This window comes from Acinetobacter lwoffii, from assembly GCF_019343495.1.
Lineage (GTDB): Bacteria > Pseudomonadota > Gammaproteobacteria > Pseudomonadales > Moraxellaceae > Acinetobacter > Acinetobacter lwoffii_P.
Map to the genome: position 1 here is coordinate 2,275,127 of NZ_CP072549.1, position 21,712 is coordinate 2,296,838.

The following is a 21,712-nucleotide window of genomic DNA, read 5'->3' on the forward strand; positions in this document are numbered from 1 at the left end:
ATGCGTTTTTTTATGCCTGAAATTTCAGCAATCACTGTATGAAAAAACTGCATCACAAAGCTTCATCACAAAAATCCGACATGAATCGGCTATATCTGAACCGGTTTTGCATCGATATTGGATCAGGCGAGATCACAATGAGGAATGCGGCATGAAACAGTGGCTTTGTGCAATTTCATTGCTGGGCGTGTTTGGATTAACTGCCTGTGACTGGGGTAATAATCGTGAAGATGACGAGCGTTCAGTATTAAATCAGGATCGTGATGAGGATAACGGAAGATATAACGACCGTGATGGTGACGATGATGAGCGCGATCGTCGAGGTAATCGGGACGACGACGATGATTAAGGTCTAAAATAGAAAATTGAGCAAAATATGCGCAAAAAAATTTTCTAAAAATAAAAAAAGGGTGCTTCGCACCCTCTACGGTCATCTATCCCATTTAGGCTTAAGCATTGAAACGCATCGACAGATCAATGGCTTTGACATCTTTAGTCAGCACACCCATGGAAATATAATCTACGCCGGTACTGGCTACTTCACGTAAATTATCAATGGTGATATTGCCTGAGGCTTCAAGTTTGCAACGACCAGCTACATGTTGCACTGCGTCGATCATCTGCTGCTGACTGAAATTATCCAGCATCACGATATCGGCATGGGATTCGAGTGCCTGATTCAGCTCATCCCAGGTTTCCACTTCAACTTCAACAGGCTTACCCGGTGCAATTTGATGTGCCTTGGCAATCGCCTGCGCAATGCCACCCGCTGCCATAATATGATTTTCTTTAATCAAGAAGGCATCAAACAGGCCCAGACGATGGTTCTGACCACCGCCAATCGCCACGGCATATTTTTGTGCAATACGCAGACCCGGAAGTGTTTTACGGGTATCGAGCAGTTTGGTGTTTAAACCTTGCAGTTCTTTGACATAGTGGGCGGTTTTAGTCGCAACCGCAGACAGGGTTTGGACAAAGTTTAGCGCAGGACGTTCCACGGTGAGTAAGCTGCGCGCAGATCCGGCCAGTTTTAAAAATGCTTGATTGGCTTGAACATGATCGCCATCATTTTTCAGCCAGATCACTTCAATACTTGGATCATAGGCCTGAATCAAGGCATTTACCCAAGGCTGGCCGGCCAAAACCATGTCTTCACGGCTAATGATAGTGGCAGTGGCCTGTTCATCTTCAGGAGTCAGCAGGGCGGTAATATCGCCTTCACCGATATCTTCTGAAAGTGCTTGTTGAATATTGATCTGAATGGACTGGTCTAGCAAAGCTTGAGATATGCGCATGAGTATTTCCGTATCTTTTTTAAGCCGTGAAAATTGCGCCTTATCTTAGCACCGTTACATAAAAGATGAGCGATTTTTCATCCAGTTTGCTGGGATGAATTGAGATTTCTCCTTGAAAGTTTTAGCATGAAGCCGGCTGCAATGCTGATCTTGCAGATTTTATTTTTGGGGAGAACGGTTTTATGCAACAGGCAGCTGAGTTTCAGGTCAAGGACGGGCAACTAATCGGTGCACGTCAAATCCCGTCTCCCAATTTTAATCAGCGGCCAGAACAGACCGAGATTCAATTGCTGGTGATTCACAATATCAGCCTGCCACCTTCACAGTTTGGCGGTGGTTATATTGAACAGTTTTTTCAGAACCAGCTGGATTGGTCAGTACATCCCTATTTTCAAACCATTGAAGGGATGCAGGTGTCGACCCATTTGCTGATTTTACGGTCTGGCGAAGTGCTGCAATTTGTCAATTTTAATGATCGTGCCTGGCATGCCGGCCGCTCGACGTACTTGGGCAAAAAAGAATGTAATGATTATTCGATCGGGATCGAGCTGGAAGGCAGTGATGACTTGCCTTTTGAAACTGAACAATATCAGGCCTTGGTAAACGTCACGGCCTGTCTGCAACAGCATTATTCTAAGATTCAGCAGCATATTGCCGGACATTCAGATATTGCACCGGGTCGCAAGACCGATCCAGGACCGTATTTTAACTGGGCTGATTTTCGTGCACAGTTACAGCATTATAAAAACACCTCAAGCTCGCTTGAGCGATGAAATTAAGCAATGAACTTCTGACAAAAGTTTCATTACAATAGCCACAAATTTATACATTAGGTGAATAGGATGGCGCTTTGGCGTTCGACCGTCATTGTCAGTGCGATGACCATGTTGTCACGCGTACTGGGATTGGTTCGAGATATTGTTTTACTGAATGTCTTTGGTGCTGGTAAAGACTTCGATACCTTCGTAGTCGCATTTCGTATTCCAAACTTTTTCAGGCGTTTATTTGCCGAAGGCGCATTTTCACAGGCATTTATTCCGGTACTGACTGAATATAAAACCAGTCGCACGCATACCGAAGTCCAGATCTTGATTAGCCGGGTGTTTGGCTGTCTGGCGACAGTGATGACGACGCTGACCATGGTCGCGATCATTACTGCGCCATTGATCATGTATGTCTATGCGCCCGGTTTCCATAGTGACCCTGAAAAGTTCGCCCTGGCGACCGACATGTTTCGCCTGACCATTCCTTATTTGTTGTTTATGTCATTGACGGCTTTTGCCAGCAGTATTCTGAACAGTTATGGCTCTTTCAGTACCCCGGCATTTGCACCGGTCTTGCTGAATGTGGCGATGATTGCCGGAGCGCTCTGGCTCACGCCGTATATGGCAGAGCCGATTATGGCGCTGGGCTGGGCTGTGATCATTGCCGGTATTTTACAGCTGGCCATCCAGATTCCTGAATTATGGCGTAAAAACCTGCTGATTCCACCGAAAATTGACTTCAAGCACGAAGGCGTAGATCGTATCATGAAGTTGATGCTACCGGCATTATTTGGTGTATCTGTCACGCAAATTAATCTATTGTTAAATACCATTTGGGCTTCATTCATGCAGGATGGTTCGGTATCCTGGCTGTATAGTGCCGAGCGTATGACCGAATTGCCGCTGGGTCTGATCGGTGTTGCAATTGGTACCGTGATTTTGCCGTCCTTATCGGCACGGCATACCGAGCAAAATCCGGAAAAATTCCGTGGCATGATGGACTGGGCAGCTAAAGTGATTGTGATGGCTGGCCTACCCGCCAGTATTGCACTATTTATGCTGTCGACCCCGATTATTCAAGCTCTATTTGAACGTGGCCAGTTCACCTTTGAAGATACCCAGATGACGGCTTTGGCGCTGCAATGTATGAGCGGTGGTGTGATTGCCTTTATGTTGATTAAAGTCTTTGCGCCCGGGTTTTATGCAAAGCAGGATACCAGAACCCCGGTGCGTGTCGGTCTGATGGCTGTGGCAGCCAATGCGATTCTGAACGTGATCTTTATCGGCTTGTTCAAGCTGATTGACTGGGAAGCGGAGCATATGGCCCTTGCGCTGGCCTCGACAGGTTCAGCGATGGTCAATGCTGGTCTGCTTTATTATTATCTGCATAAGCGTGATATTTTCCGTTTTGGGGCGCACTGGAAAAAAATCTTCCTGCAATTCATGTTTGCCAATGTGGTGATGATTGCAGCTCTGGCCTATGCCCTGAGTTGGTATAACGCAGATGTATCACAATGGATGCGTGTGGTAGAAGTATTGATCTTATGTGTTGTCGGTGTGGTAGCGTATGTTGCAGCCTTGCTGGTGGCAGGTTTTAGACCACGTCATTTAAAGCCTTAAGTTCATCTTAAAAGAAGTATTTTTGATCAAAACAGATCATTAAAATACCCATAAAAAAACAAGAGCCAGAAGGCTCTTGTTTTTTTTGAAAGCTAACACTTGCTTTGAAAAGGTCTAGCGTAAATCTAGACCTTGCCGCGCGAAAGAAAACCAACGATCGCAAGAATCACCGCAATTACCAACAAGATAATTGCAAAATCCTTAGACAAGCCTGCGACGCCACCGAAACCAAGTAGACTCGCAATTAATGCAATAACAGCAAAAATAATAGCCCAGCGAAACATATATATTCTCCATGTGTTTTTATTTTCAAATTTAGTATAGAAATAAACGATTCCAGCAACTGTTAGTGTTGTGTTGATGAACTGTCTCTGATTTAACAATAGTTTACGTGATAACAATAAAAATTTGAGACAGTAGGTCTGCAGGGTTCTGGCTGTTATAATCAGCTGATTTTTGAATATTCCGGCCCGATCATGAGCGATACTTTACGTCCCGAATTCTGGAAAAACTATTCACTTGCTGAACTGACGCAAGTCGAGTGGGAGGCCTTATGTGATGGTTGTGGGTTGTGTTGTCTGATTAAACTGGAAGATGAAGATACTCAGGAAGTCGCCTATACCAAAGTGGCATGTAAGCTGCTGGATTGTAGCACTGCACGTTGCTCCAATTATCCAGATCGCTTGCAGTATGTGCCTGACTGTATTCAGCTCACGCCAGAGAAGCTGGAAACGATTCACTGGTTGCCTTCGAGTTGTGCCTATCGCCGGGTAGAGCAGGGCAAAAGCCTGCCATCCTGGCATTATCTGATTAGCGGTTCACGAGAAAGCGTGATTCAGGCACGCAAGTCGGCAGCAGGGCGCTGCCTGAGTGAAGCAGATATTCATCAAGACGACATTGAAGATTATATCGTACGCTGGGTGCGTTGAATCTGCCTGCGTGATTCGTTTATTGATCTGCCGGATGGAGTAGAGCCTGGGCCGAAGCACCGGCCATCGGACGATAGAAATAGAAGCCTTGTCCTATCTGACAGTCACAATGGATCAGGGTATCCAGCTGTTCTGTATTCTCGATTCCTTCGACCAGAACATCCAGTGCAATACTGGAGCCAATCTGGGTAATGGCTTTGACAATGGCCAGGGCAGATGGGTCACTGTTCATGCGTTCTACAAAGTTGCGGTCAATCTTGATGCAATCGACCGGATAATCCTGTAAACGGGTCAGCGAAGAATGTCCGGTGCCAAAATCATCCAGCGAAATCTGGATTCCGGCCTGTTTCAGCAGGTTCAGGGCACGGACCACATAATTGGCACCATGCTCGGACAGGCTCTGTTCGGTAATTTCCAGTTCAACTTTGTGGGCCGGAATATCGAAATTGGACAGGCGTGCCAACAGTTTTTCGGCATAGTCATCGCGCAGGAATTCAACCGGTGCAGCATTGATTGAAATCGGTAACAGATCCAGACCTTGTGCCTGCCAGCGGCTCATGTCGGCGAAAACTTTCAGCTGCATGGTCTCACTGATGCGTGAGGCCAGCTCATAGTCCTGAAAGGCACCAAAAATTTCGGAAGGTAACTGAATGTTCTGATTCTGATCTTGCCAGCGTAATAGCGCTTCAAAACCGATCACTGCACCATCAGAAAGACGGACCTTGGGCTGGTAATAGGGAATGATCTGATCGGCGAGAATAATCTTGCGTGCCAGAGTCAGCTGCTTGGTCATATTTTCCAGTGATCCACACATTTCCTGATTAAACATGCGGATGCCACCACGACCACTATTTTTCAGGTCATTTAAGGCGATATCGGCACATTTCAGCAGATTCGAGGTATTTAAGGCATCACGTGGATAGATGGCACAGCCTATACTCATGGCACTGCTGATGCTATTGCCGACATAATTAATGGGCTGATCTAGCTGGGCATAGGCCATTTGCGCCGTTGCCAGCAGTTGCTCTTCACTTTCCAAATTTTTGACCAGTACAACAAATTCATCACCACCCAAACGGGCGATGATGGTATTCGGACCGAAACAAGTCTGGAAGCGTTTGCCTAAGACATGTAACAGATGATCGCCGGCAATATGGCCCAAGGTGTCATTAATATGCCGGAAATAGTCCAGATCAATCAGCAGTAAACCTGCCATGGTCTGCTGTTGTTTGGCCTTTAACAGCACCTGCTTAAAGGTTTTATAGAAGGTACTGCGATTATACAGGCCAGTCAGTTCATCGCGTTTAATCACTTCTTTTAAACGGGTTTCTGCGATTTTTTGCTGACTAATATTGCGTGATACACAGAGAATATTTTGGGTAATATTCTGCTGATCCAGAATCGGGGTGAGCAGATGATCCCAATATTGGATTGGTTGATCTTTGATCTGAATTTTGCTGGAAAAACGACTGTTTAAGCCTTGGGCAGCCTGTTTCAGAGCACGTTGTCCGGATTTTCGGGCTTCAGGGGTTAAGCGATTTAACCAGCACAATGAACGGTCTTGATCTTGTTCTGTGGTCTCATTTTCTTGTGCCAGACAGCCAGACTGGTTGCTATGCCGAATCTCACCTTCAGGACTGATAATGTTAATGCAGTCTGCGCTGGCATCCAGCATATTTTCCTGAGTTGAAACGATTTGAGAAAGTTGTTGCTGGATTTCAAAATAATCATGCACATCAGTCAGGGAAACGGCCCATTGCAGCAAATGTTCAGGTTCATGATGAAATTTTACCGCTAGGGTACACATGCGATAATGGCTATCACTGCGTTTAATCCGGCACTGGGTTTCAAAGTTCTGATGCTGATCCAGCGCAGCATGCCACTGCGCTAAAAACAGCTGCAAGTCTTCTGCATGAATAAAGCTCTGCCATTGCGGATGACCCTGTTCATTCAGGTTCACGCCAAGATAATCAGTCAAGGCATCGTTAAAATATTGCAGATGTTTTTTGTTGCTGACCCACAAGGGTTGCGGTAAGGCATCGATCAGATTTTTTAACAAAACCGATTCAGACAAGTGAACGTGGGGTGCAATCAGTGATGATGACGTCAGTGGCTTAGACCGACTCACAGCTCCCTGTTCAAATTTATCATGCTTCATGCATTCACCACTACAACCCAAAAGTGCCCAAGGGGCGAGATAAGTTTCTTTTAATTAGAATAAACAATATGAAAATTACACTGTAATTAATTCACAATTAATCATGTTCAAATTATTCGCTTTTATAGAGATTAATTCATTCAGAATTAAAAAAATAGAGGATATCTACATAAATTAATTTTTTATGCTTGATGTTTGCATTCTTGGAATCAAAACTGCTGATGTTAGAATGAGATCAGAATTTAGTTTGAGCCAATAATAACATGTCAGATAGTCATATCCCGCTTCCAGAACGCTTACGGCCACGCGACCTTACACAGATTATCGGGCAGGAACATTTGCTGGGTGAGCAGGCGCCCTTACGCCAGATGATTGATCAGGGGCATCTGCCTTCGATCATTTTCTGGGGACCTCCCGGAGTCGGAAAAACCACCATTGCCTTACTGCTGGCTCAAGCGGTAGACCGGCCTTTTATCAGCTTGTCTGCACTGAATACCGGCGTGAAAGAGCTGCGTGAAATCATTGCAGAAGGTGGCGATTTGCTGACGCCAGTGGTGTTTATTGACGAAATTCATCGCTTTAATAAATCCCAGCAGGATGCACTGTTAAATGCGGTCGAGAAGGGGAAAATTACCTTAATTGGCGCCACCACGGAAAACCCGTCTTTTGAAGTGAATAGTGCCTTATTGTCACGTTGTCAGGTGTATAGCCTGAATGCATTGAGCGCTGAATCGATTCAGACTCTGCTGACACAAGCCTTACAAAATGACTCTTTTTTACAGGAACGCCATATCCTGATTGAAGAATTTGATGCCCTGATCCAGTTCGCGGCAGGAGATGCCCGCAAGGCGCTAAATTTACTGGATCTGATTGCTAGTACCTTTGAAGCGGATATGGAAAATATCATCACCAATGCGGTGGTGGTCAAAGTCGCACAGCAGAATATTGCCCGTTATGACAAGTCCGGTGAACAGCACTATGATCTGGTCTCGGCCTTTATTAAATCAATTCGTGGCAGTGATCCGGATGCAGCCTTGTACTGGATGGCTCGCATGCTCAAAGGCGGCGAAGATCCGGTGTTTATTGCACGGCGTATGCTGATTGCCGCATCTGAAGATATTGGCAATTCCAATCCGAACGCTTTGTTGCTGGCGGGTGAGTGTTTCCGTTCTGTGCAAGCGGTAGGCATGCCAGAATGTCGGATTATTTTGGGACAATGTGCGGTTTATCTGGCGACCAGTGCCAAAAGTAACAGTACTTATCTGGCGATTAACAAGGCGATGGAACTTGCAGACAAAACCTCAAATCTGCCTGTACCTTTACATTTAAGAAATGCACCGACCAAGCTGATGAAAGAGCAGGGCTATGGCGTGGATTATCTGTATCCGCATAACTATCCTGAGCATTTTGTGCTACAAGAATATATGCCGCCAGAACTGAAAGATACCAAACTGTATGAATCAGCACGTAATAAACGTGAAGTTGAAGGGGAGCGTTTACAGCAACGCCGTTGGCAACAGCAACAACAGCAGCAATAAAGCTGGGTATCCCAACTAATTGAACAGATTAAAAAAAAGCCCAATTCAAGGCGAATTGGGCTGAAAGTAGGATGTTTTTGAGGGAGATAACATCCTAGAGGGTAGAGGAGAAATTTGGTCGGAAAATATGGAGTAAAGTGCGTCAACTCACTGATTTGCCTGGTATGTGATAATATTAATGCATATAGTTTTTGATGTAAAAACGATCATTTTAATAATAAAAATTTATTTTTCCGATTAAAAGCCGGAAATAAAAAACCGAGCTAAAAAGCTCGGTTTTTTCGAATCTGCGCATTTACAGATCAGATGTTGTCTAGATTGATACCTAAACGGCCAGCTACTTCTTCATAGGCTTCAACTACGCCGCCTAAACCTTGACGGAAACGGTCTTTATCTAGTTTTTTCTTGGTGTCTTTGTCCCATAGACGGCAACCGTCTGGAGAGAATTCATCACCAAGTATGATACGGTCGTGGAACACGCCGAATTCAAGCTTAAAATCAACCAGAATCATATTCCCTGCGTCAAACAATGCTTTAAGCACGTCGTTCACTTGGTAAGTCAATTCTTTCATTTTCGCCAATTGTTCAGCAGTTGCCCAACCTAAAGCAATGGCTTGTGACTCATTGACCATTGGATCACCAAGCGCATCATCTTTAAAGAACAATTCAAATGTTGGAGGAGTCAGTTCCTTGCCTTCTTCCACACCCAGGCGGCGGCATAAAGAACCTGCTGCATAGTTACGGATCACACATTCAACCGGGATCATATCCAGTTTTTTTACCAGCACTTCATTTGGAGTCAATAGCTTTTCAAAGTGGGTCTCAATTCCCGCTTCTGCCAGTTTTTCCATAATGAAGGCGTTAAAACGGTTGTTCACCTTGCCTTTACGATCTAGTTGCTCAATTTTTTCGCCATTGAATGCTGAGGCATCATCGCGAAAGACTAAAATCAGATGGTCTGAACTGTCTGTGGTGTAGACAGATTTCGCTTTACCAGTATAGAGCAAGGTTTGTTTTAACATGAGGGAACCTTTTACAAAAAAAATGCCTAGAAATGTCTAGGCTGGCCAATTTTGGTAAATCTGGTTGAGCAGTTCTGCAGCCTTTTCACGGTCGGCAAAACTGTTATCGGCATTGAACACAGCGAGGTTATTACTTGAACCGACAGAAGATAATCTTAATACATAGATCTGCTGATCAACCTTAATCGTGACTTCATAACGATTTTTGCTCTGCGCAACGATGCTATGATTCAGACTGCTGAGGGTGGCAAGTGTATATTGCCAAATTGTAGCAGAATTTCCCTCAATTTTAAGCAGCGGATTAAGATTTCCGTCAGTGACCAACTGTGGTCGACCCACCGTATTGGTTTCGGTTAGATCAGCTGTATTTGAGTTTTCAGTCTGGGCTTGTGGGCGTGGCAAGGCAAAACGGTTGCCACGCTGGTTTTCAAGCTTCGGTGCATGTTCAATTGCAAGCGGATCAACTGTTGGAGCAGGATACAATGGCGTTGCAGGACGAACCATGGCGCCTTCAGGATATTGTAAAGCTTCCAGGGTAGTAGTCTCTTTATAGTCTAAAGTGCCGTTATTAAAGGCCATTGAACTACAACCTGCCAAACTGAATACTGAAAGTGTAAGGCTAAGTCCTAAACGTAATTGCATAATCTTGTGCTCTTTTATTTGATAACGCCCGCTTCGACCAGTGCTTCATGAAGCGGAGCGCGATATTGTTCTGCAAGTGGTGTTAATGGAAGGCGAATACCCGTACCAATTAAGCCCATGTCATGGAGTGCCCATTTCACAGGAATTGGGTTCGATTCGCAAAATAAAATATTGTGTAAATTTGCAACCTGAGCATTTAACTGTTCAGCTGTGGCTGCATCACCGGCAATCGCAGCTGCACACACTTCGCTCATGGCTTTCGGAGCCACGTTCGCCGTGACCGAGATATTACCTTTGGCGCCATGACCGATCAGTTGATACGCAGTTGCATCATCACCCGAATAAACAGTCATATCTTTACCGACAAGGCCTTGCAGCAGTTCAGCACCGCGCGGTACATCGCCAGTCGCATCTTTAATACCGATAATTTGTGGAATATCCGCCAGGCGAATCACGGTTTCATTGGCCATATCCACACCGGTACGGCCCGGAACATTATAAAGAATCTGTGGAAGATCAACGGCTTCAGCAATAGCTTTATAGTGCTGATACAAGCCTTCCTGAGTCGGTTTATTATAATATGGCGTCACCAGTAAAGCGGCATCTGCCCCCAGCTCTTTGGCTTCGCGGGTCAGTTCGATCGCTTCACGGGTCGAGTTTGCACCTGTGCCGGCAATAATAGGAATACGTTTGTTGGCCACACGAATGATTTCTTTGATCACCTGGGTGTGTTCACTCATACTGAGAGTAGAGGCTTCGCCTGTTGTTCCAACGGCGACAATACTGTTGGTGCCCTCTGCAATGTGCCATTCAACCAGCTTCTCGAGACCCTTCCAATCTACGCTGCCATCTTCAAACATAGGGGTGACGATTGCGACTATGGAACCTTGAATGGTCTGTGCTTGCTGAGTCATTTTAAAAAACTATCCTATTTGTCCATCCGAAAGGAATGAGAAAACATAAATTGGGATGGATTTGTATTTTGATTTATAGCAAATTCAATAGATTTGCATTGAATTGAATATTGCTTATGCAAATTATGACTGATCAAACGCATAAGAACAATATGCTTTAGTAAAAGCTACTGAATTCTTTATACAAAGCCTTTTGGAAACAATCAAGTAATAAATAAGATGATTTATAAAGCAAAATCCTGAGACCAAAGTTATGTCTCCAGTCTAGACAATGGAGGAGATTACCCCAAATGAACCCAATAATGATAAGGCTTGTGCAAAAAGATCAGCTGAAAACTGCCATTTTTATGCCTTTTAATTTTTGATTAATAGTTATATTGGATAAATTGAGACCTCGTACATCTTGATCGCACTCTCGCACCAAAACAAATAAAGCCAAAAACGACTAAGACTAATCTTTTTTAAATATCAATAAATTGAGAATTTTTTTTCTTATCGGTTAATTTTTTAACTTGATGTATAAGCCTTAAAGTCTAAGTCTTGAACTTTATGGTGTTCTGATTAAGTGTTTTTGCGACTTTATCTGGTCTTATCCTATTTTTATCTGCCTCTACTCCTTTGGGAATATCTAAGCAAAACGTTCAACTTATTGATAGTTATTTCTGCAATCAGGCTCATAGATGATGGCTGTCTTTTGTAACGCTGATTGAACAAGGATAATCCAATGGAAAAATCAGACAATAAGCATGCTATCGTCACGGTCGCGATCTGTTTTCTGATTGCGGTGATTGAAGGCTTAGATATTCAGGCAGCCGGAATTGCTGCTGCAGGTATTCGTGAGCATTTTGGTCTCGATAGTTCCCAGTTGGGTGTGTTTTTTAGTGCAGGGATTCTGGGTTTATTACCGGGTGCACTGGTTGGTGGGCGATTTGCGGACCGCATTGGCCGTAAGAAAGTCTTGATCTGGTCGACAGCAGTATTTGCTGTATTTACCTTATGTACCGTCTGGGTCAATAGCTTTAACAGCTTGCTGGCAGTGCGTTTCCTGGCTGGAGCAGGTCTGGGCGGCGCGATGCCAATTCTGATCACACTTGCTTCTGAAGCAGTCTCTCCACAAAACCGTGGCCGTGCAGTCGGCTTGATGTACTGCGGTATGCCAGTCGGTGCAGCGATTTTGTCTTTGATTGCGGCGACTGAATTTGGCGCCAACTGGAAAAATGTTTTCTATCTTGGTGGCCTGTTACCGATTTTTGCCATTCCGTTGATGATGCTATTTTTGCCTGAATCGAAGGAATACCTGAAAGCACAGAACAAAACGGCTGCAGAACTTGCTGTTGCATCGCAGGGTTCATTCAAGGACCTGTTTAATTCGGACAACCTGTTACGTACGCTATGTATCTGGGTGAGCTACTTCTTTACCTTGATGGTGGTTTACATCATGTTGAGCTGGCTGCCATCATTGTTTATGGAACTTGGTTTCACACGTAAAGATGGTTCAACCGCACAGTTCTACTTCATGGTGACAGCGACGATTGGTACGATTATTTTGGGTATGCTGACCGACCGCTGGAAGAAAGCCTATGTGATCCTGTTGATGTACGGCGGTATTCTGGCAGGTCTGTTGGCGCTGAATGGCGCAAGCTCGCTGAACCAGATGTATATGGCAGCCGCATTGGCCGGTGCCTTCGTGATTGGCTGTCAGGGTGTACTGTATGCCTTCGGTAGTATCGTTTATCCCACAGAAGTGCGTGGTACTGGTGTTGGTGTTGCGTCTGCAGTTGGCCGTATCGGTGCCATGCTGGGTCCAGTCATTGCCGGTCAGTTATTGACAGCAGGTTTTGGTGCTGCGGGGGTTATTACTGCTGCGATCCCATGTATCATCATCTCTACATTATGTATGCTGTTCCTGGTAAACCGCACTAAAGTGTAATGTTCCAAGATTTAAAAAAGCCTGCTTTTGCAGGCTTTTTTTATTTTCAGAATTTAAGAATTAAATACACTGTTTTATTATTAGAAAGATTCATCACTTTATTTTAAAACTTATTTTTTTGCAGAGATCTAGCTCGGAACCCATCCTTTTTTGTCAAAAATAATGAATCTATTGATCTGCTCATATGCGCATGCTGAGAATACACAGTCATACCATTTTTAGCAGCAGGGCTAAAAATCCTGAGGTATTTTGCGCTATGCTTGGGCATAAATCGAGATTTCAATGGATGAAAACAGATGCAGAATAATGTCGCTTTACTGGTCGTGGATGTACAGAGAGGATTTACCCCGGGAGGCAATCTAGCTGTAGCCAATGCTGACCAGATTATTCCAAATATTAATCTATTGGGACAGCATTTCCAGCATATTATACTGACTCAAGATTGGCATCCTGATAACCATATCTCTTTTGTAGACAACCATCCCGGTAAAGCAGCCTATGACAGCATTCAGCTGGATTATGGCACTCAGGTCTTATGGCCAAAGCATTGTGTGCAGGGAACATTGGATGCCGAATTGCATCCAGATTTAAATTTGCCACAAGCACAACTCATCATTCGTAAGGGTTTTCATTCCCAGATCGATAGTTATTCGGCCTTTATGGAAGCTGACCGGAAAACCATGACGGGTCTTGCTGGCTATCTGCGTGAACGTGGGATTGATACGGTATTCGTGGTCGGGATTGCCACGGACTTTTGTGTGGCCTGGACCGCAATCGATGCCTGCAAACTGGGCTTTAAAACCTATGTGATTGCCGATGCCACCAAGGGCATTGACCTGAATGGTTCCTTGCAACATGCCTGGCAGGATATGCTGTCGCATGGCGTAAAACGTATCTATGTGAAAGATATCGTTCAAGCCGCTTAAAGCTGGATAGGGATAGAATTTAAATATTCCTTTGATTTTATTTATATTTAAATATAAAAATTCAGGCATCAACGGATGCCTGTTTTATCTTACTTTTTCTCCCTTAATGTCACCTGGATGAAACCCATGTCAGCCTTGCTCCAGTTTAGCCAATTTGTCCAAAAAACCTTTGCTTTATGGGTGGTGCTTTTTTCCGGCATTGCCTTGATGATCCCTGAAGCTTTTGTCTGGTTACGGGCTTATATTCCGTGGATGTTGGGCATCATCATGTTCGGCATGGGGATGACCATGACGGTAGGCGATTTTAAAAGTGTCCTGCAAAGTCCGAAAGCGGTAGCGATTGGCGTCGTCGCCCAGTTTATGGTGATGCCTGGCTTGGCCTTTTTGCTGTGCAAGTTGTTCCAGCTGCCACCGGAAATTGCGATCGGGGTGATCTTGGTGGGTTGCTGTCCGGGCGGAACGGCATCCAATGTGATTACCTATATGGCCAAGGGCAATACCGCCTTGTCTGTCGCCTGTACCTCGGTTTCTACCTTACTGGCTCCCATTCTAACCCCAGCCATTTTTTATGTGTTGGCCAGTCAGTGGATTGAGATCAATGCCTGGTCGATGCTGGTGTCGATCTTACAGGTGGTGTTATTCCCGATTATTCTGGGCTTAATCGTACGGGCGCTACTCAAACAAAAAGTCACGGCCTATATTCAGGTGATGCCGTTAATTTCTGTGATTGCAATTGTGGCAATTGTCGCGGCGATTATTGCTGGCAGCAAAACCCAGATTCTGGAGTCCGGGTTAATGATTTTAGGGATCGTGGCCTTACACAATGGTATGGGCTATTTACTGGGTTATTGGGCCAGCCGTATATTTCACTTAGCAGAAATAGACTGTCGTGCGGTATCCATTGAAGTGGGGATGCAGAATTCTGGTCTGGGTGTGGCTTTGGCGGCGACCCATTTTGCTGCATCTCCAATGACAGCTTTGCCAAGCGCCATTTTTAGCCTGTGGCATAATATTTCAGGGCCAGCTTTAGCCACTTATTGGGCGGCCAGACAAACTGAAAAAACAGACACCTAATTGCAGTTTGATGACAGCGCCCAACAAGCCAGAGGATGATTTTTTATAATTTTAAAAATTAAAATATTAATTTATATGGATTTATCGAACTTTGTAACATAAGTGTCATGAAGTCTGCCTAAGATCGCCCCTCAATGATGTGAAACAACAGACTGTAATCAGCAGCATTGAGAGGGCATGGAACAATTTCAGCATTCGTCAGCGACCTATTTTAATCGGGAACTTTCCTTATTTGAATTTCAGCGTCGTGTCTTGGCACAAGCACTCGATCCGAATTTACCGATTTTAGAGCGCTTAAACTTCCTGATTATTTTTTCCCGTAACCTGGATGAGTTCTTTGAAATCAGGATTGCCGGGCTGATGAAACAGCAAGACCTGAATGCGACTACCCGGACGCCTGATGCTGTACCCACCGAGCTGGTTCTACAACAACTGTCCCAGTCCATTCATGCCACAGTGAACAAACAGTATGAGGTGCTGAATCATGCAATTCTGCCTGAACTCCAGGCGCAGGGTATTCAGTTTCTTCAATATCAGGGTCTTCTGGAAAAACATAAGGCCTGGATTGCAGCCTTTTTTGCCAAAGAAGTGCAACCGGTACTGACCCCGATCAGCCTGGATCCTTCACATCCTTTTCCACGTTTGGTGAATAAAAGTCTGAACTTTATTATCAGCCTAGAAGGTAAAGATGCCTTTGGCCGTGAAATCGAGATGGCAATTGTGCCGGCACCACGTTCCTTACCCTGCCTGATTAAAATTCCGGAAGACGTCACCGGAAACAATACCACCCAGATTTTTCTGACTGCGATCATCCAGCAGCATATCAGTGATTTGTTCCCGGGCATGAAAGCGACCGGATGTTATGCCTTTCGAGTCACCCGCAATGCCGATCTAGTATTGTCGGAAGATGTTGACGATCTGGCCGTAGCCTTAAAAGACGAACTGTGTTCGCGCCGCTTTGGTCGTGCAGTACGTCTGGAAATTGAAAATGACTCTCCACAGAACATTATCGACTATTTGCTAGATGAATTTGATCTGACGGAACAGGAACTGTACCGGATTGATGGACCGATCAATTTGTCCCGTCTGAGTACCAGCTTTGAGCGTCCGGAATTAAAGTATCCGCATTTCAGTCCGGTGATTCCCAAAATTTTCCGTAAACAGAAAAGTATTTTTGAAATTTTAAAGGCGCAGGACGTGCTGCTGCATCATCCTTTTGATTCATTCCAGCCACTGATTACTTTGCTGCGCGAAGCGGCCAAGGATCCAGCGGTGCTGGCGATCAAGCAGACGCTGTACCGCAGTGGTCCGGATTCGGAAATTGTTCAGGTACTGGCAGAAGCCGCACGCAATGGCAAGGAAGTCACGGCCGTGATTGAACTGCGGGCGCGTTTCGATGAAGAATCCAATATTATGGTGGCCAATATCCTGCAAGAAGCAGGTGCAGTAGTGGTCTATGGCATCGTGGGTTATAAAACCCATGCCAAAATGATTCTGATCGTCCGGCGTGAAAATCAGGAATTACTGCGTTATGCGCATTTGGGTACCGGAAACTATCATGCCGGTAATGCCCGCATGTACACCGATTACGGCCTGATGACCACACAGCCGGATATCTGTGAGGATGTGCACCGCATGTTCCAGGAACTGACCGGTATGGGGAAAATGGCCAAACTGAAAGCTCTGCTACATGCGCCGTTTACCCTGCATAGCGAACTGTTGAAACTGATTGAACAGGAAAAGACATTTGCCCTGGCTGGCAAAGCCGCGCAGATCATCATCAAGGTGAATGCGCTTACCGAACCGCAATTAATTGCTGCCCTGTATCAGGCTTCGCAGGCCGGGGTAAAAATTGACCTTATTGTGCGTTCAATCTGCTGTCTGATTCCACAAGTTACCGGTATGTCGGAAAATATTCGGGTACGTTCAATCGTAGGACGTTTCCTGGAACATACCCGGGTCTATTATTTTGAGCATGGCGGCGCCAAGAAACTGTATTGTGCCAGTGCCGACTGGATGGGGCGCAACCTGTTTTCCAGGGTTGAAACCTGTTTCCCGGTGCTGGATCCAGAGCTGAAAAAACGGATTTATAAAGATGGCCTGATCAGTTATTTAAAAGATTGTCAAAATGCATGGGAGTTAGATGCCGATGGTCAGTGGCATAAAGTCCCTTGTCAGTATCCGGCCCAGCCTTATAATGCCCAGCAATATCTGCTGGAACAAAAACAGTTAAAAATTTAAAGGGTAGGCCAAGATACGCTGGCGTATTTGTTTTGTACCCATCAAAAAGCCAGATATTGAATCCGGCTTTTTTAATTGCAATATTCAGTGATATTTATGAGGCTTTGGACTGTTTGGATTTTAGAATTTCGGTTCTAAAAGTCTGTGCCAGCTCGGCGCTTTCAGCATCCATCCCATTCACCACAAAAGCATGACGGGTCAGGACATTGGTTGGATTCGGCATGCTGACCAGCTGGAAGTGATCACTCACATCTTTCAGCAAGCTATTCGGTACATGTAAGGCACTTTCTTTCGCGACCAGATGCTGAGTCAGACGCTCAGCGGCCTGTACCGAACTGAGCTGCATCTCCTCGACTTTAGAGGCAATCGCGCTGCGGGTTTGTAGCACAAAACGTTTTTCTTCACGATAACGTTTATACAGCACTTCCGAAAGCAGCTGGAACACGGCACTGATCATGGTCAGGCAGGCCAGGGCATTCGGTTTGTCTGCTGCGATACTGATGGTGGCACCTTTTTCATCAAATTTATGTACGGTACAAATATCAGAACTATTTAACTTATAGCGTTGCACACAGAGTTCAGTGGCTTTATTCAGGAAAATTTGACAGAGATTGAAATAAGGCACCGAAACGGTTTTATTCACGCTATCCAGTAACTGTTTTGGATCGTAGAACTGGATGTTTAAGCTCAGGCTATCGCTTTCCAGTACCGCCGGCTTATGTTCTTTTTCTTTGGCTTTGTTTTTCACTGCCTGTTGGGCTTGGGCAATCGCCAGTGCCGCATTATGCTTTTCCTGTTCCAATGCCTGGGTCAGGGTCTGAATCTCGAATTTCAGTCGCGATTCGTTATTGATGCGCGCCAGATATTCGGTTCGGCTTGGACGTGCCACGGCACGATAAGCGACCCAGAGCAGACCATGAATGATGAACGAGAACAGAATTGCCAGCCATTGTGTCCGCAGAATTTCACCAATACTTGGTTCAATCAGAGTGATTTCAATCACACCGACTTTTTTCTCATTTTGCAGCGCATCACGGACAAAAACTTCACCCTCGCGGGTTTTGGTCAGTCCGCCAGTGGCTAAAACCTGAGCTTTCGCATCTAGAATCCGGATGGAAGCGACACTTGGATTGGTGGCATAACGATTTGCCAGCAACGCCAGAGAAACGCGGTTGGGTGGTTCAAGCTCAGACAGGCTGTCTGTCACCAGTTGACTGGTGATCAGCTGTCCCTGATTGGCACGGTTTTCATTCAGTTGGTGAGTGGTTGCCAATACCAGTAAAAAGGTATGCAGAGCAAAACTTACAATCAATAGGCTAGCAAATAGCCCTTGTCTAGGCGCATTCAACGTAAACTTCCAAGGCAATTCTGTTCAATTTCGATTATGATTCTAACAATAGTTGTAGCTCAGACCCGAGTCAATTCATGCGAGAAATCATTCTTATATCATTCTTAGGACCTGACCAGCCTAATCAATTTACACGATTAATGCAGGTTTTGTCCGCCCATTCCCTACAGATTTTAGATGTAGGGCAAGCGGTTATTCATAATCAGTTAACCTTAGGTATTGTTGTAGCCTCTGAAGACCAGACAGCGACAGCATTAGCCATGAAGGAGATCCTGATTCTAGCACATGATATCGGGTTAACTGTGCGCTTTAAACCGATCTCTGCGACTGAATATGATCAGTGGGTCAAAGAGGGTGGACGCACACGTTATATCGTAACGGCATTGGCCCCTGAATTAAATGCCTCTCATCTGCAAGCCGTGACCCAGATTGTCTCGGGTCAGGGCTTTAATATTGAAACCGTGACCCGTCTGTCTGGCCGCCCCATTTTAGATGGCCAGAGCGCAGGGCCAAAACGTGCCTGTGTCCAGTTCGGTTTAAGTGGACAAATGCTAGATGCAGCTGCCATGCGTGCGGCCTGCTTGAGCCTGTCCAATGAATTAAATGTCGATGTTGCGGTGCAGGAAGACAATGCCTATCGCCGTAACCGCCGTCTGGTTTGCTTTGATATGGACTCGACCCTGATCGAGCAGGAAGTTATTGACGAACTGGCAATTGAAGCCGGTGTTGGTGAGCAGGTCGCTGAAATTACCGAACGTGCCATGCAAGGCGAGCTGGACTTCCAGCAAAGCTTCCGTGCCCGTGTGGCTTTATTAAAAGGTATGGACGCATCGGTACTTCCGAAAATTGCCGAGCGCCTGACCATTACCGAAGGGGCTGAACGCCTGATTTCGACTTTAAAAGCATTGGGTTATCGTACTGCAATCCTTTCAGGTGGTTTTCAGTATTTTGCGGAATATCTGCAAACTAAACTGGATATTGATGAAGTGCATGCCAATGCGCTCGATGTGCAGGATGGTATAGTCACTGGTGAAGTCAAAGGTCATATCGTCGATGGCGTACGCAAAGCACTCTTGCTTGGTGAAATCGCCCAAGAAATGGGAATTTCCCTGGAACAAACCATTGCAGTTGGTGATGGCGCCAATGACTTACCAATGTTATCCATTGCAGGACTCGGTGTGGCTTTCCGTGCCAAACCTTTGGTACGTCAAAATGCCAATCAGGCGATTTCTAGCGTCGGTCTGGACGGTGTGCTTTATCTACTCGGCGTACATGATAAAGACCTGAACCGTGCATAAGTACAGGCTTTGATTGATTTTAAACGCGACCTTTGGGTCGCGTTTTTTATTGCTTATGAGGTGAGTGATATAAGGAATAGCTGAAATATGGCTACAAAAACATCGATCATCTTAAACGGAAAAATAATTTTTTCACTTAAAAAAACTACTGATAATTTTGTAATGACACGCCAACATTGGCGCAGTCGTTGATCCACAAAAATGTGAAAAGCAAAAAATGTAATGACAATATAATATCGCGACAAAGTATGTCGTTAGGCTGGATGACAGGACTTTTTTTATGCAAAAAACTCAGCATAATGCAGGCATAGAGATACAAATCAACAGATTCCATTTTATTGATTTAACGAAATTTAATAGATAGAAGCGTTGCAATATCAAGCGGAAACTATCTATCTGGATGGAGGGGGTTATATGGTAACAGCGAATTTAGCAACGATTGTGGGCTTCAGTTTAGTCGCTGTAGCTGTGCTTGCTGTGTTCTTCTCGCCTTATCGTCGCTGGTTAAGCTTTATGGCGGCCGGGATGCTGGTATGGGGCCTGATCGAGGTGATTCGTGTAGGAACTCAAACCTGGTTTGAGCTACCAATGACGTATAGTTATCTGAGCGCGTTAACTGCGGTCATGATGGTCGTGACTGGCCTGTTGTTGCGTGAAGATCGTCGTGCTGAGCGTGCTTTAGCAAAACGCCGTTGCATCGAACATACGCCAGTGTATGAAGACGACCAGCAGCAGCTTTCAAGCCGTTAATTCTACAAGTTGCAATGAAAAAAATGCACCCATGGGTGCATTTTTCAGTTTGGAAATATGATACAAACTGCATAATCCACCTAGCCCAGAACTATGCTAGGATATTTGTCAATTTTCGTACAATTAGAATAGGCATCCTCCATGAAACTGTCGTCCATTCCTGTGTTAAAACTTCCTCTTATTGATATGAGTACAGATCCGCTGGACTTACTGGTCGCAGGTTTAGCTTTACGTATGAAGCAGTTGGCACGTACCAGCCCAAAATTCATTGAACTGGTACATGGGCGTCAATTCCGTATCCAGATTGGTACGGATGAAGGTATGGCACGTCAGATTATTGTGGATAACGGTCATATCGATACCGTTTCTGGTGATGCTGAAAAAGCTGATTTTGTGTTGCAGTTTGCTGACAGTGAGCAGGGTGTGAAGACCTTGGTCAAAGGTGACCCGACGGCATTTATGACCGGCATGCAAAGTGGCACCATTAAAATGGAAGGCGACTTTGGCCTGCTGGTTTGGTTTAACCAGGTGGCAAAAATGATTCCACCAAAACTGCCAAAGCCAGTCAAAGAAAAAGTGAAAATGGTACGTCAGTTTATTAAAGAGAAAACTGGTAAATAAGTTAAAAATCTTTCATCCAACCTTTTCTTTCTACCTTTGGGAGAAACACAAAGAGGGGGGTGAAAGGATGAAAGATTTTTAAAAGAAAAAGCCCTCATTAGAGGGCTTTTTTAATGTGATGAATAATGTCGTTATTCAACTTCTAAATTAAACGTCACCGGTCCATCATTGACCAGATGGACTTTCATGTCGGCGGCAAAAATACCGGTTTGCATATGTTCAAACTGGCTTTGGGCATATTCTACCAGCTGCTCATAAAGTGCTTTAGCCTCGGCAGGCGCCATAGCTGGGCCAAAGTCTGGACGTAAACCCTTCTGGGTCTGTGCCATCAAGGTAAATTGTGAAACCAGCAATATACCACCGCCAGCCTGGGCAACGTTCCAGCCCATTTTGCCCTGTTCATCATCAAAGAAGCGGTATTTCAATATTTTATCAATCAGCTTTTTGCCTTTTTCCAGATTATCGTCTTTGCCTAAACCTAGAAAAACCAGAATTCCTTTTTCAATTTCCCCAGTGGTTTCACCCTCGACCACGACTTTAGCTTCTAAAACTCTTTGTAATAAGGCACGCATTTTACATATGGACTGCTAATGATAGATGGACGTGATTGTAGCAAAAATAAAATCTGGAGAAGTATGAGAT

General features: G+C 45.0%; 20 protein-coding genes. 12 read left to right on the top strand and 8 right to left on the bottom strand.

The genetic code is table 11. The features are described from left to right. Window positions 1–151 precede the first annotated feature (151 nt). Complete coding sequence (locus J7649_RS10730) at window positions 152–349, top strand: hypothetical protein (protein ID WP_219307935.1); 198 nt, start codon at window positions 152–154, stop codon at window positions 347–349. Window positions 350–449: 100 nt separating this feature from the next. Here J7649_RS10730 and nadC read toward each other — a convergent pair whose 3' ends face one another. Further along, window positions 450–1,295: a carboxylating nicotinate-nucleotide diphosphorylase gene (gene nadC, locus J7649_RS10735; protein WP_219307937.1), complete on the bottom strand. Its 846-nt coding sequence runs from the start codon at window positions 1,293–1,295 to the stop codon at window positions 450–452. Between the two features lie 182 nt (window positions 1,296–1,477). Between nadC and ampD the strand changes: the two genes are divergently transcribed. Together ampD and murJ are read left to right on the top strand one after the other, a co-directional pair. Further along, window positions 1,478–2,068 (top strand): 1,6-anhydro-N-acetylmuramyl-L-alanine amidase AmpD, encoded by a 591-nt coding sequence (ampD, locus tag J7649_RS10740; RefSeq protein WP_219307939.1) that lies wholly within the window; start codon window positions 1,478–1,480, stop codon window positions 2,066–2,068. A 60-nt stretch (window positions 2,069–2,128) separates the two neighbouring features. After that, complete coding sequence (gene murJ / locus J7649_RS10745) at window positions 2,129–3,679, top strand: murein biosynthesis integral membrane protein MurJ (protein ID WP_219307941.1); 1,551 nt, start codon at window positions 2,129–2,131, stop codon at window positions 3,677–3,679. Between the two features lie 125 nt (window positions 3,680–3,804). Here murJ and J7649_RS10750 read toward each other — a convergent pair whose 3' ends face one another. Beyond that, entirely contained in the window at window positions 3,805–3,963 is a 159-nt protein-coding gene (locus J7649_RS10750; protein ID WP_004647174.1) for a DUF1328 domain-containing protein, read from the bottom strand. 192 nt (window positions 3,964–4,155) lie between these two features. Here J7649_RS10750 and J7649_RS10755 point away from each other — a divergent pair, with 192 nt between their 5' ends. Further along, the gene (locus J7649_RS10755; protein ID WP_005105303.1) at window positions 4,156–4,608 is read left to right on the top strand and encodes a YcgN family cysteine cluster protein; all 453 of its coding nucleotides are present in this window, start codon (window positions 4,156–4,158) and stop codon (window positions 4,606–4,608) included. 19 nt (window positions 4,609–4,627) lie between these two features. Here the strand turns inward: J7649_RS10755 and J7649_RS10760 are convergent, their stop codons facing one another. Next, window positions 4,628–6,766 (bottom strand): putative bifunctional diguanylate cyclase/phosphodiesterase, encoded by a 2,139-nt coding sequence (locus tag J7649_RS10760; RefSeq protein ID WP_219307943.1) that lies wholly within the window; start codon window positions 6,764–6,766, stop codon window positions 4,628–4,630. 263 nt (window positions 6,767–7,029) lie between these two features. Between J7649_RS10760 and J7649_RS10765 the strand changes: the two genes are divergently transcribed. Next, complete coding sequence (locus tag J7649_RS10765) at window positions 7,030–8,304, top strand: replication-associated recombination protein A (RefSeq protein WP_004281246.1); 1,275 nt, start codon at window positions 7,030–7,032, stop codon at window positions 8,302–8,304. A gap of 302 nt (window positions 8,305–8,606) precedes the next feature. Here the strand turns inward: J7649_RS10765 and purC are convergent, their stop codons facing one another. From purC to dapA, 3 genes are read right to left on the bottom strand one after another with little or no spacing between them, the layout of a single operon-like run. Continuing rightward, window positions 8,607–9,326, bottom strand: a complete 720-nt coding sequence (purC, locus tag J7649_RS10770) for a phosphoribosylaminoimidazolesuccinocarboxamide synthase (RefSeq protein ID WP_219307952.1) — start codon at window positions 9,324–9,326, stop codon at window positions 8,607–8,609. A 36-nt stretch (window positions 9,327–9,362) separates the two neighbouring features. Continuing rightward, window positions 9,363–9,968 (bottom strand): hypothetical protein, encoded by a 606-nt coding sequence (locus tag J7649_RS10775; protein ID WP_004281248.1) that lies wholly within the window; start codon window positions 9,966–9,968, stop codon window positions 9,363–9,365. A 14-nt stretch (window positions 9,969–9,982) separates the two neighbouring features. Next, complete coding sequence (dapA, locus tag J7649_RS10780; protein ID WP_004281249.1) at window positions 9,983–10,882, bottom strand: 4-hydroxy-tetrahydrodipicolinate synthase; 900 nt, start codon at window positions 10,880–10,882, stop codon at window positions 9,983–9,985. A 724-nt stretch (window positions 10,883–11,606) separates the two neighbouring features. Here dapA and mhpT point away from each other — a divergent pair. From mhpT to ppk1, 4 genes are all read left to right on the top strand, one after another. Then, on the top strand, window positions 11,607–12,812 hold the full coding sequence (gene mhpT, locus J7649_RS10785) for a 3-(3-hydroxy-phenyl)propionate transporter MhpT (RefSeq protein WP_219307954.1): 1,206 nt from the start codon (window positions 11,607–11,609) through the stop codon (window positions 12,810–12,812). Window positions 12,813–13,108: 296 nt separating this feature from the next. Beyond that, a complete protein-coding gene (pncA, locus tag J7649_RS10790) occupies window positions 13,109–13,738 on the top strand; it encodes a bifunctional nicotinamidase/pyrazinamidase (protein WP_219307956.1) in 630 nt (209 codons plus the stop codon). Between the two features lie 126 nt (window positions 13,739–13,864). Beyond that, window positions 13,865–14,812, top strand: a complete 948-nt coding sequence (locus J7649_RS10795; RefSeq protein WP_219307958.1) for a bile acid:sodium symporter family protein — start codon at window positions 13,865–13,867, stop codon at window positions 14,810–14,812. Window positions 14,813–14,989: 177 nt separating this feature from the next. Beyond that, window positions 14,990–17,053, top strand: a complete 2,064-nt coding sequence (ppk1, locus tag J7649_RS10800) for a polyphosphate kinase 1 (RefSeq protein ID WP_219307960.1) — start codon at window positions 14,990–14,992, stop codon at window positions 17,051–17,053. Between the two features lie 94 nt (window positions 17,054–17,147). Here ppk1 and J7649_RS10805 read toward each other — a convergent pair whose 3' ends face one another. Continuing rightward, a complete protein-coding gene (locus J7649_RS10805; protein ID WP_219307962.1) occupies window positions 17,148–18,401 on the bottom strand; it encodes a hypothetical protein in 1,254 nt (417 codons plus the stop codon). Window positions 18,402–18,478: 77 nt separating this feature from the next. Between J7649_RS10805 and serB the strand changes: the two genes are divergently transcribed. The 3 genes from serB to J7649_RS10820 all read left to right on the top strand — a co-directional run bounded on the left by serB (window position 18,479) and on the right by J7649_RS10820 (window position 21,070). Beyond that, window positions 18,479–19,699, top strand: coding sequence for a phosphoserine phosphatase SerB (gene serB, locus J7649_RS10810; protein WP_180180787.1), 1,221 nt, complete (start codon window positions 18,479–18,481; stop codon window positions 19,697–19,699). Between the two features lie 414 nt (window positions 19,700–20,113). Beyond that, a complete protein-coding gene (aciT, locus tag J7649_RS10815; protein WP_004647188.1) occupies window positions 20,114–20,449 on the top strand; it encodes a ciprofloxacin tolerance protein AciT in 336 nt (111 codons plus the stop codon). Between the two features lie 141 nt (window positions 20,450–20,590). Then, the gene (locus tag J7649_RS10820) at window positions 20,591–21,070 is read left to right on the top strand and encodes an SCP2 sterol-binding domain-containing protein (protein WP_004647189.1); all 480 of its coding nucleotides are present in this window, start codon (window positions 20,591–20,593) and stop codon (window positions 21,068–21,070) included. Window positions 21,071–21,201: 131 nt separating this feature from the next. Here J7649_RS10820 and dtd read toward each other — a convergent pair whose 3' ends face one another. Further along, the gene (gene dtd / locus J7649_RS10825) at window positions 21,202–21,642 is read right to left on the bottom strand and encodes a D-aminoacyl-tRNA deacylase (RefSeq protein WP_219307964.1); all 441 of its coding nucleotides are present in this window, start codon (window positions 21,640–21,642) and stop codon (window positions 21,202–21,204) included. Window positions 21,643–21,712 lie beyond the last annotated feature (70 nt).

Coding starts and splice junctions, on each gene's coding strand:
- purC (WP_219307952.1), bottom strand. CDS start 9,326: ATGTTAAAACAAACCTTGCTCTATACTGGTAAAGCGAAATCTGTCTAC.
- dapA (WP_004281249.1), bottom strand. CDS start 10,882: ATGACTCAGCAAGCACAGACCATTCAAGGTTCCATAGTCGCAATCGTC.
- J7649_RS10750 (WP_004647174.1), bottom strand. CDS start 3,963: ATGTTTCGCTGGGCTATTATTTTTGCTGTTATTGCATTAATTGCGAGT.
- J7649_RS10755 (WP_005105303.1), top strand. CDS start 4,156: ATGAGCGATACTTTACGTCCCGAATTCTGGAAAAACTATTCACTTGCT.
- J7649_RS10765 (WP_004281246.1), top strand. CDS start 7,030: ATGTCAGATAGTCATATCCCGCTTCCAGAACGCTTACGGCCACGCGAC.
- nadC (WP_219307937.1), bottom strand. CDS start 1,295: ATGCGCATATCTCAAGCTTTGCTAGACCAGTCCATTCAGATCAATATT.
- ppk1 (WP_219307960.1), top strand. CDS start 14,990: ATGGAACAATTTCAGCATTCGTCAGCGACCTATTTTAATCGGGAACTT.
- dtd (WP_219307964.1), bottom strand. CDS start 21,642: ATGCGTGCCTTATTACAAAGAGTTTTAGAAGCTAAAGTCGTGGTCGAG.
- J7649_RS10760 (WP_219307943.1), bottom strand. CDS start 6,766: ATGAAGCATGATAAATTTGAACAGGGAGCTGTGAGTCGGTCTAAGCCA.
- J7649_RS10820 (WP_004647189.1), top strand. CDS start 20,591: ATGAAACTGTCGTCCATTCCTGTGTTAAAACTTCCTCTTATTGATATG.
- ampD (WP_219307939.1), top strand. CDS start 1,478: ATGCAACAGGCAGCTGAGTTTCAGGTCAAGGACGGGCAACTAATCGGT.
- aciT (WP_004647188.1), top strand. CDS start 20,114: ATGGTAACAGCGAATTTAGCAACGATTGTGGGCTTCAGTTTAGTCGCT.
- pncA (WP_219307956.1), top strand. CDS start 13,109: ATGCAGAATAATGTCGCTTTACTGGTCGTGGATGTACAGAGAGGATTT.
- J7649_RS10730 (WP_219307935.1), top strand. CDS start 152: ATGAAACAGTGGCTTTGTGCAATTTCATTGCTGGGCGTGTTTGGATTA.
- serB (WP_180180787.1), top strand. CDS start 18,479: ATGCGAGAAATCATTCTTATATCATTCTTAGGACCTGACCAGCCTAAT.
- mhpT (WP_219307954.1), top strand. CDS start 11,607: ATGGAAAAATCAGACAATAAGCATGCTATCGTCACGGTCGCGATCTGT.
- J7649_RS10795 (WP_219307958.1), top strand. CDS start 13,865: ATGTCAGCCTTGCTCCAGTTTAGCCAATTTGTCCAAAAAACCTTTGCT.
- J7649_RS10775 (WP_004281248.1), bottom strand. CDS start 9,968: ATGCAATTACGTTTAGGACTTAGCCTTACACTTTCAGTATTCAGTTTG.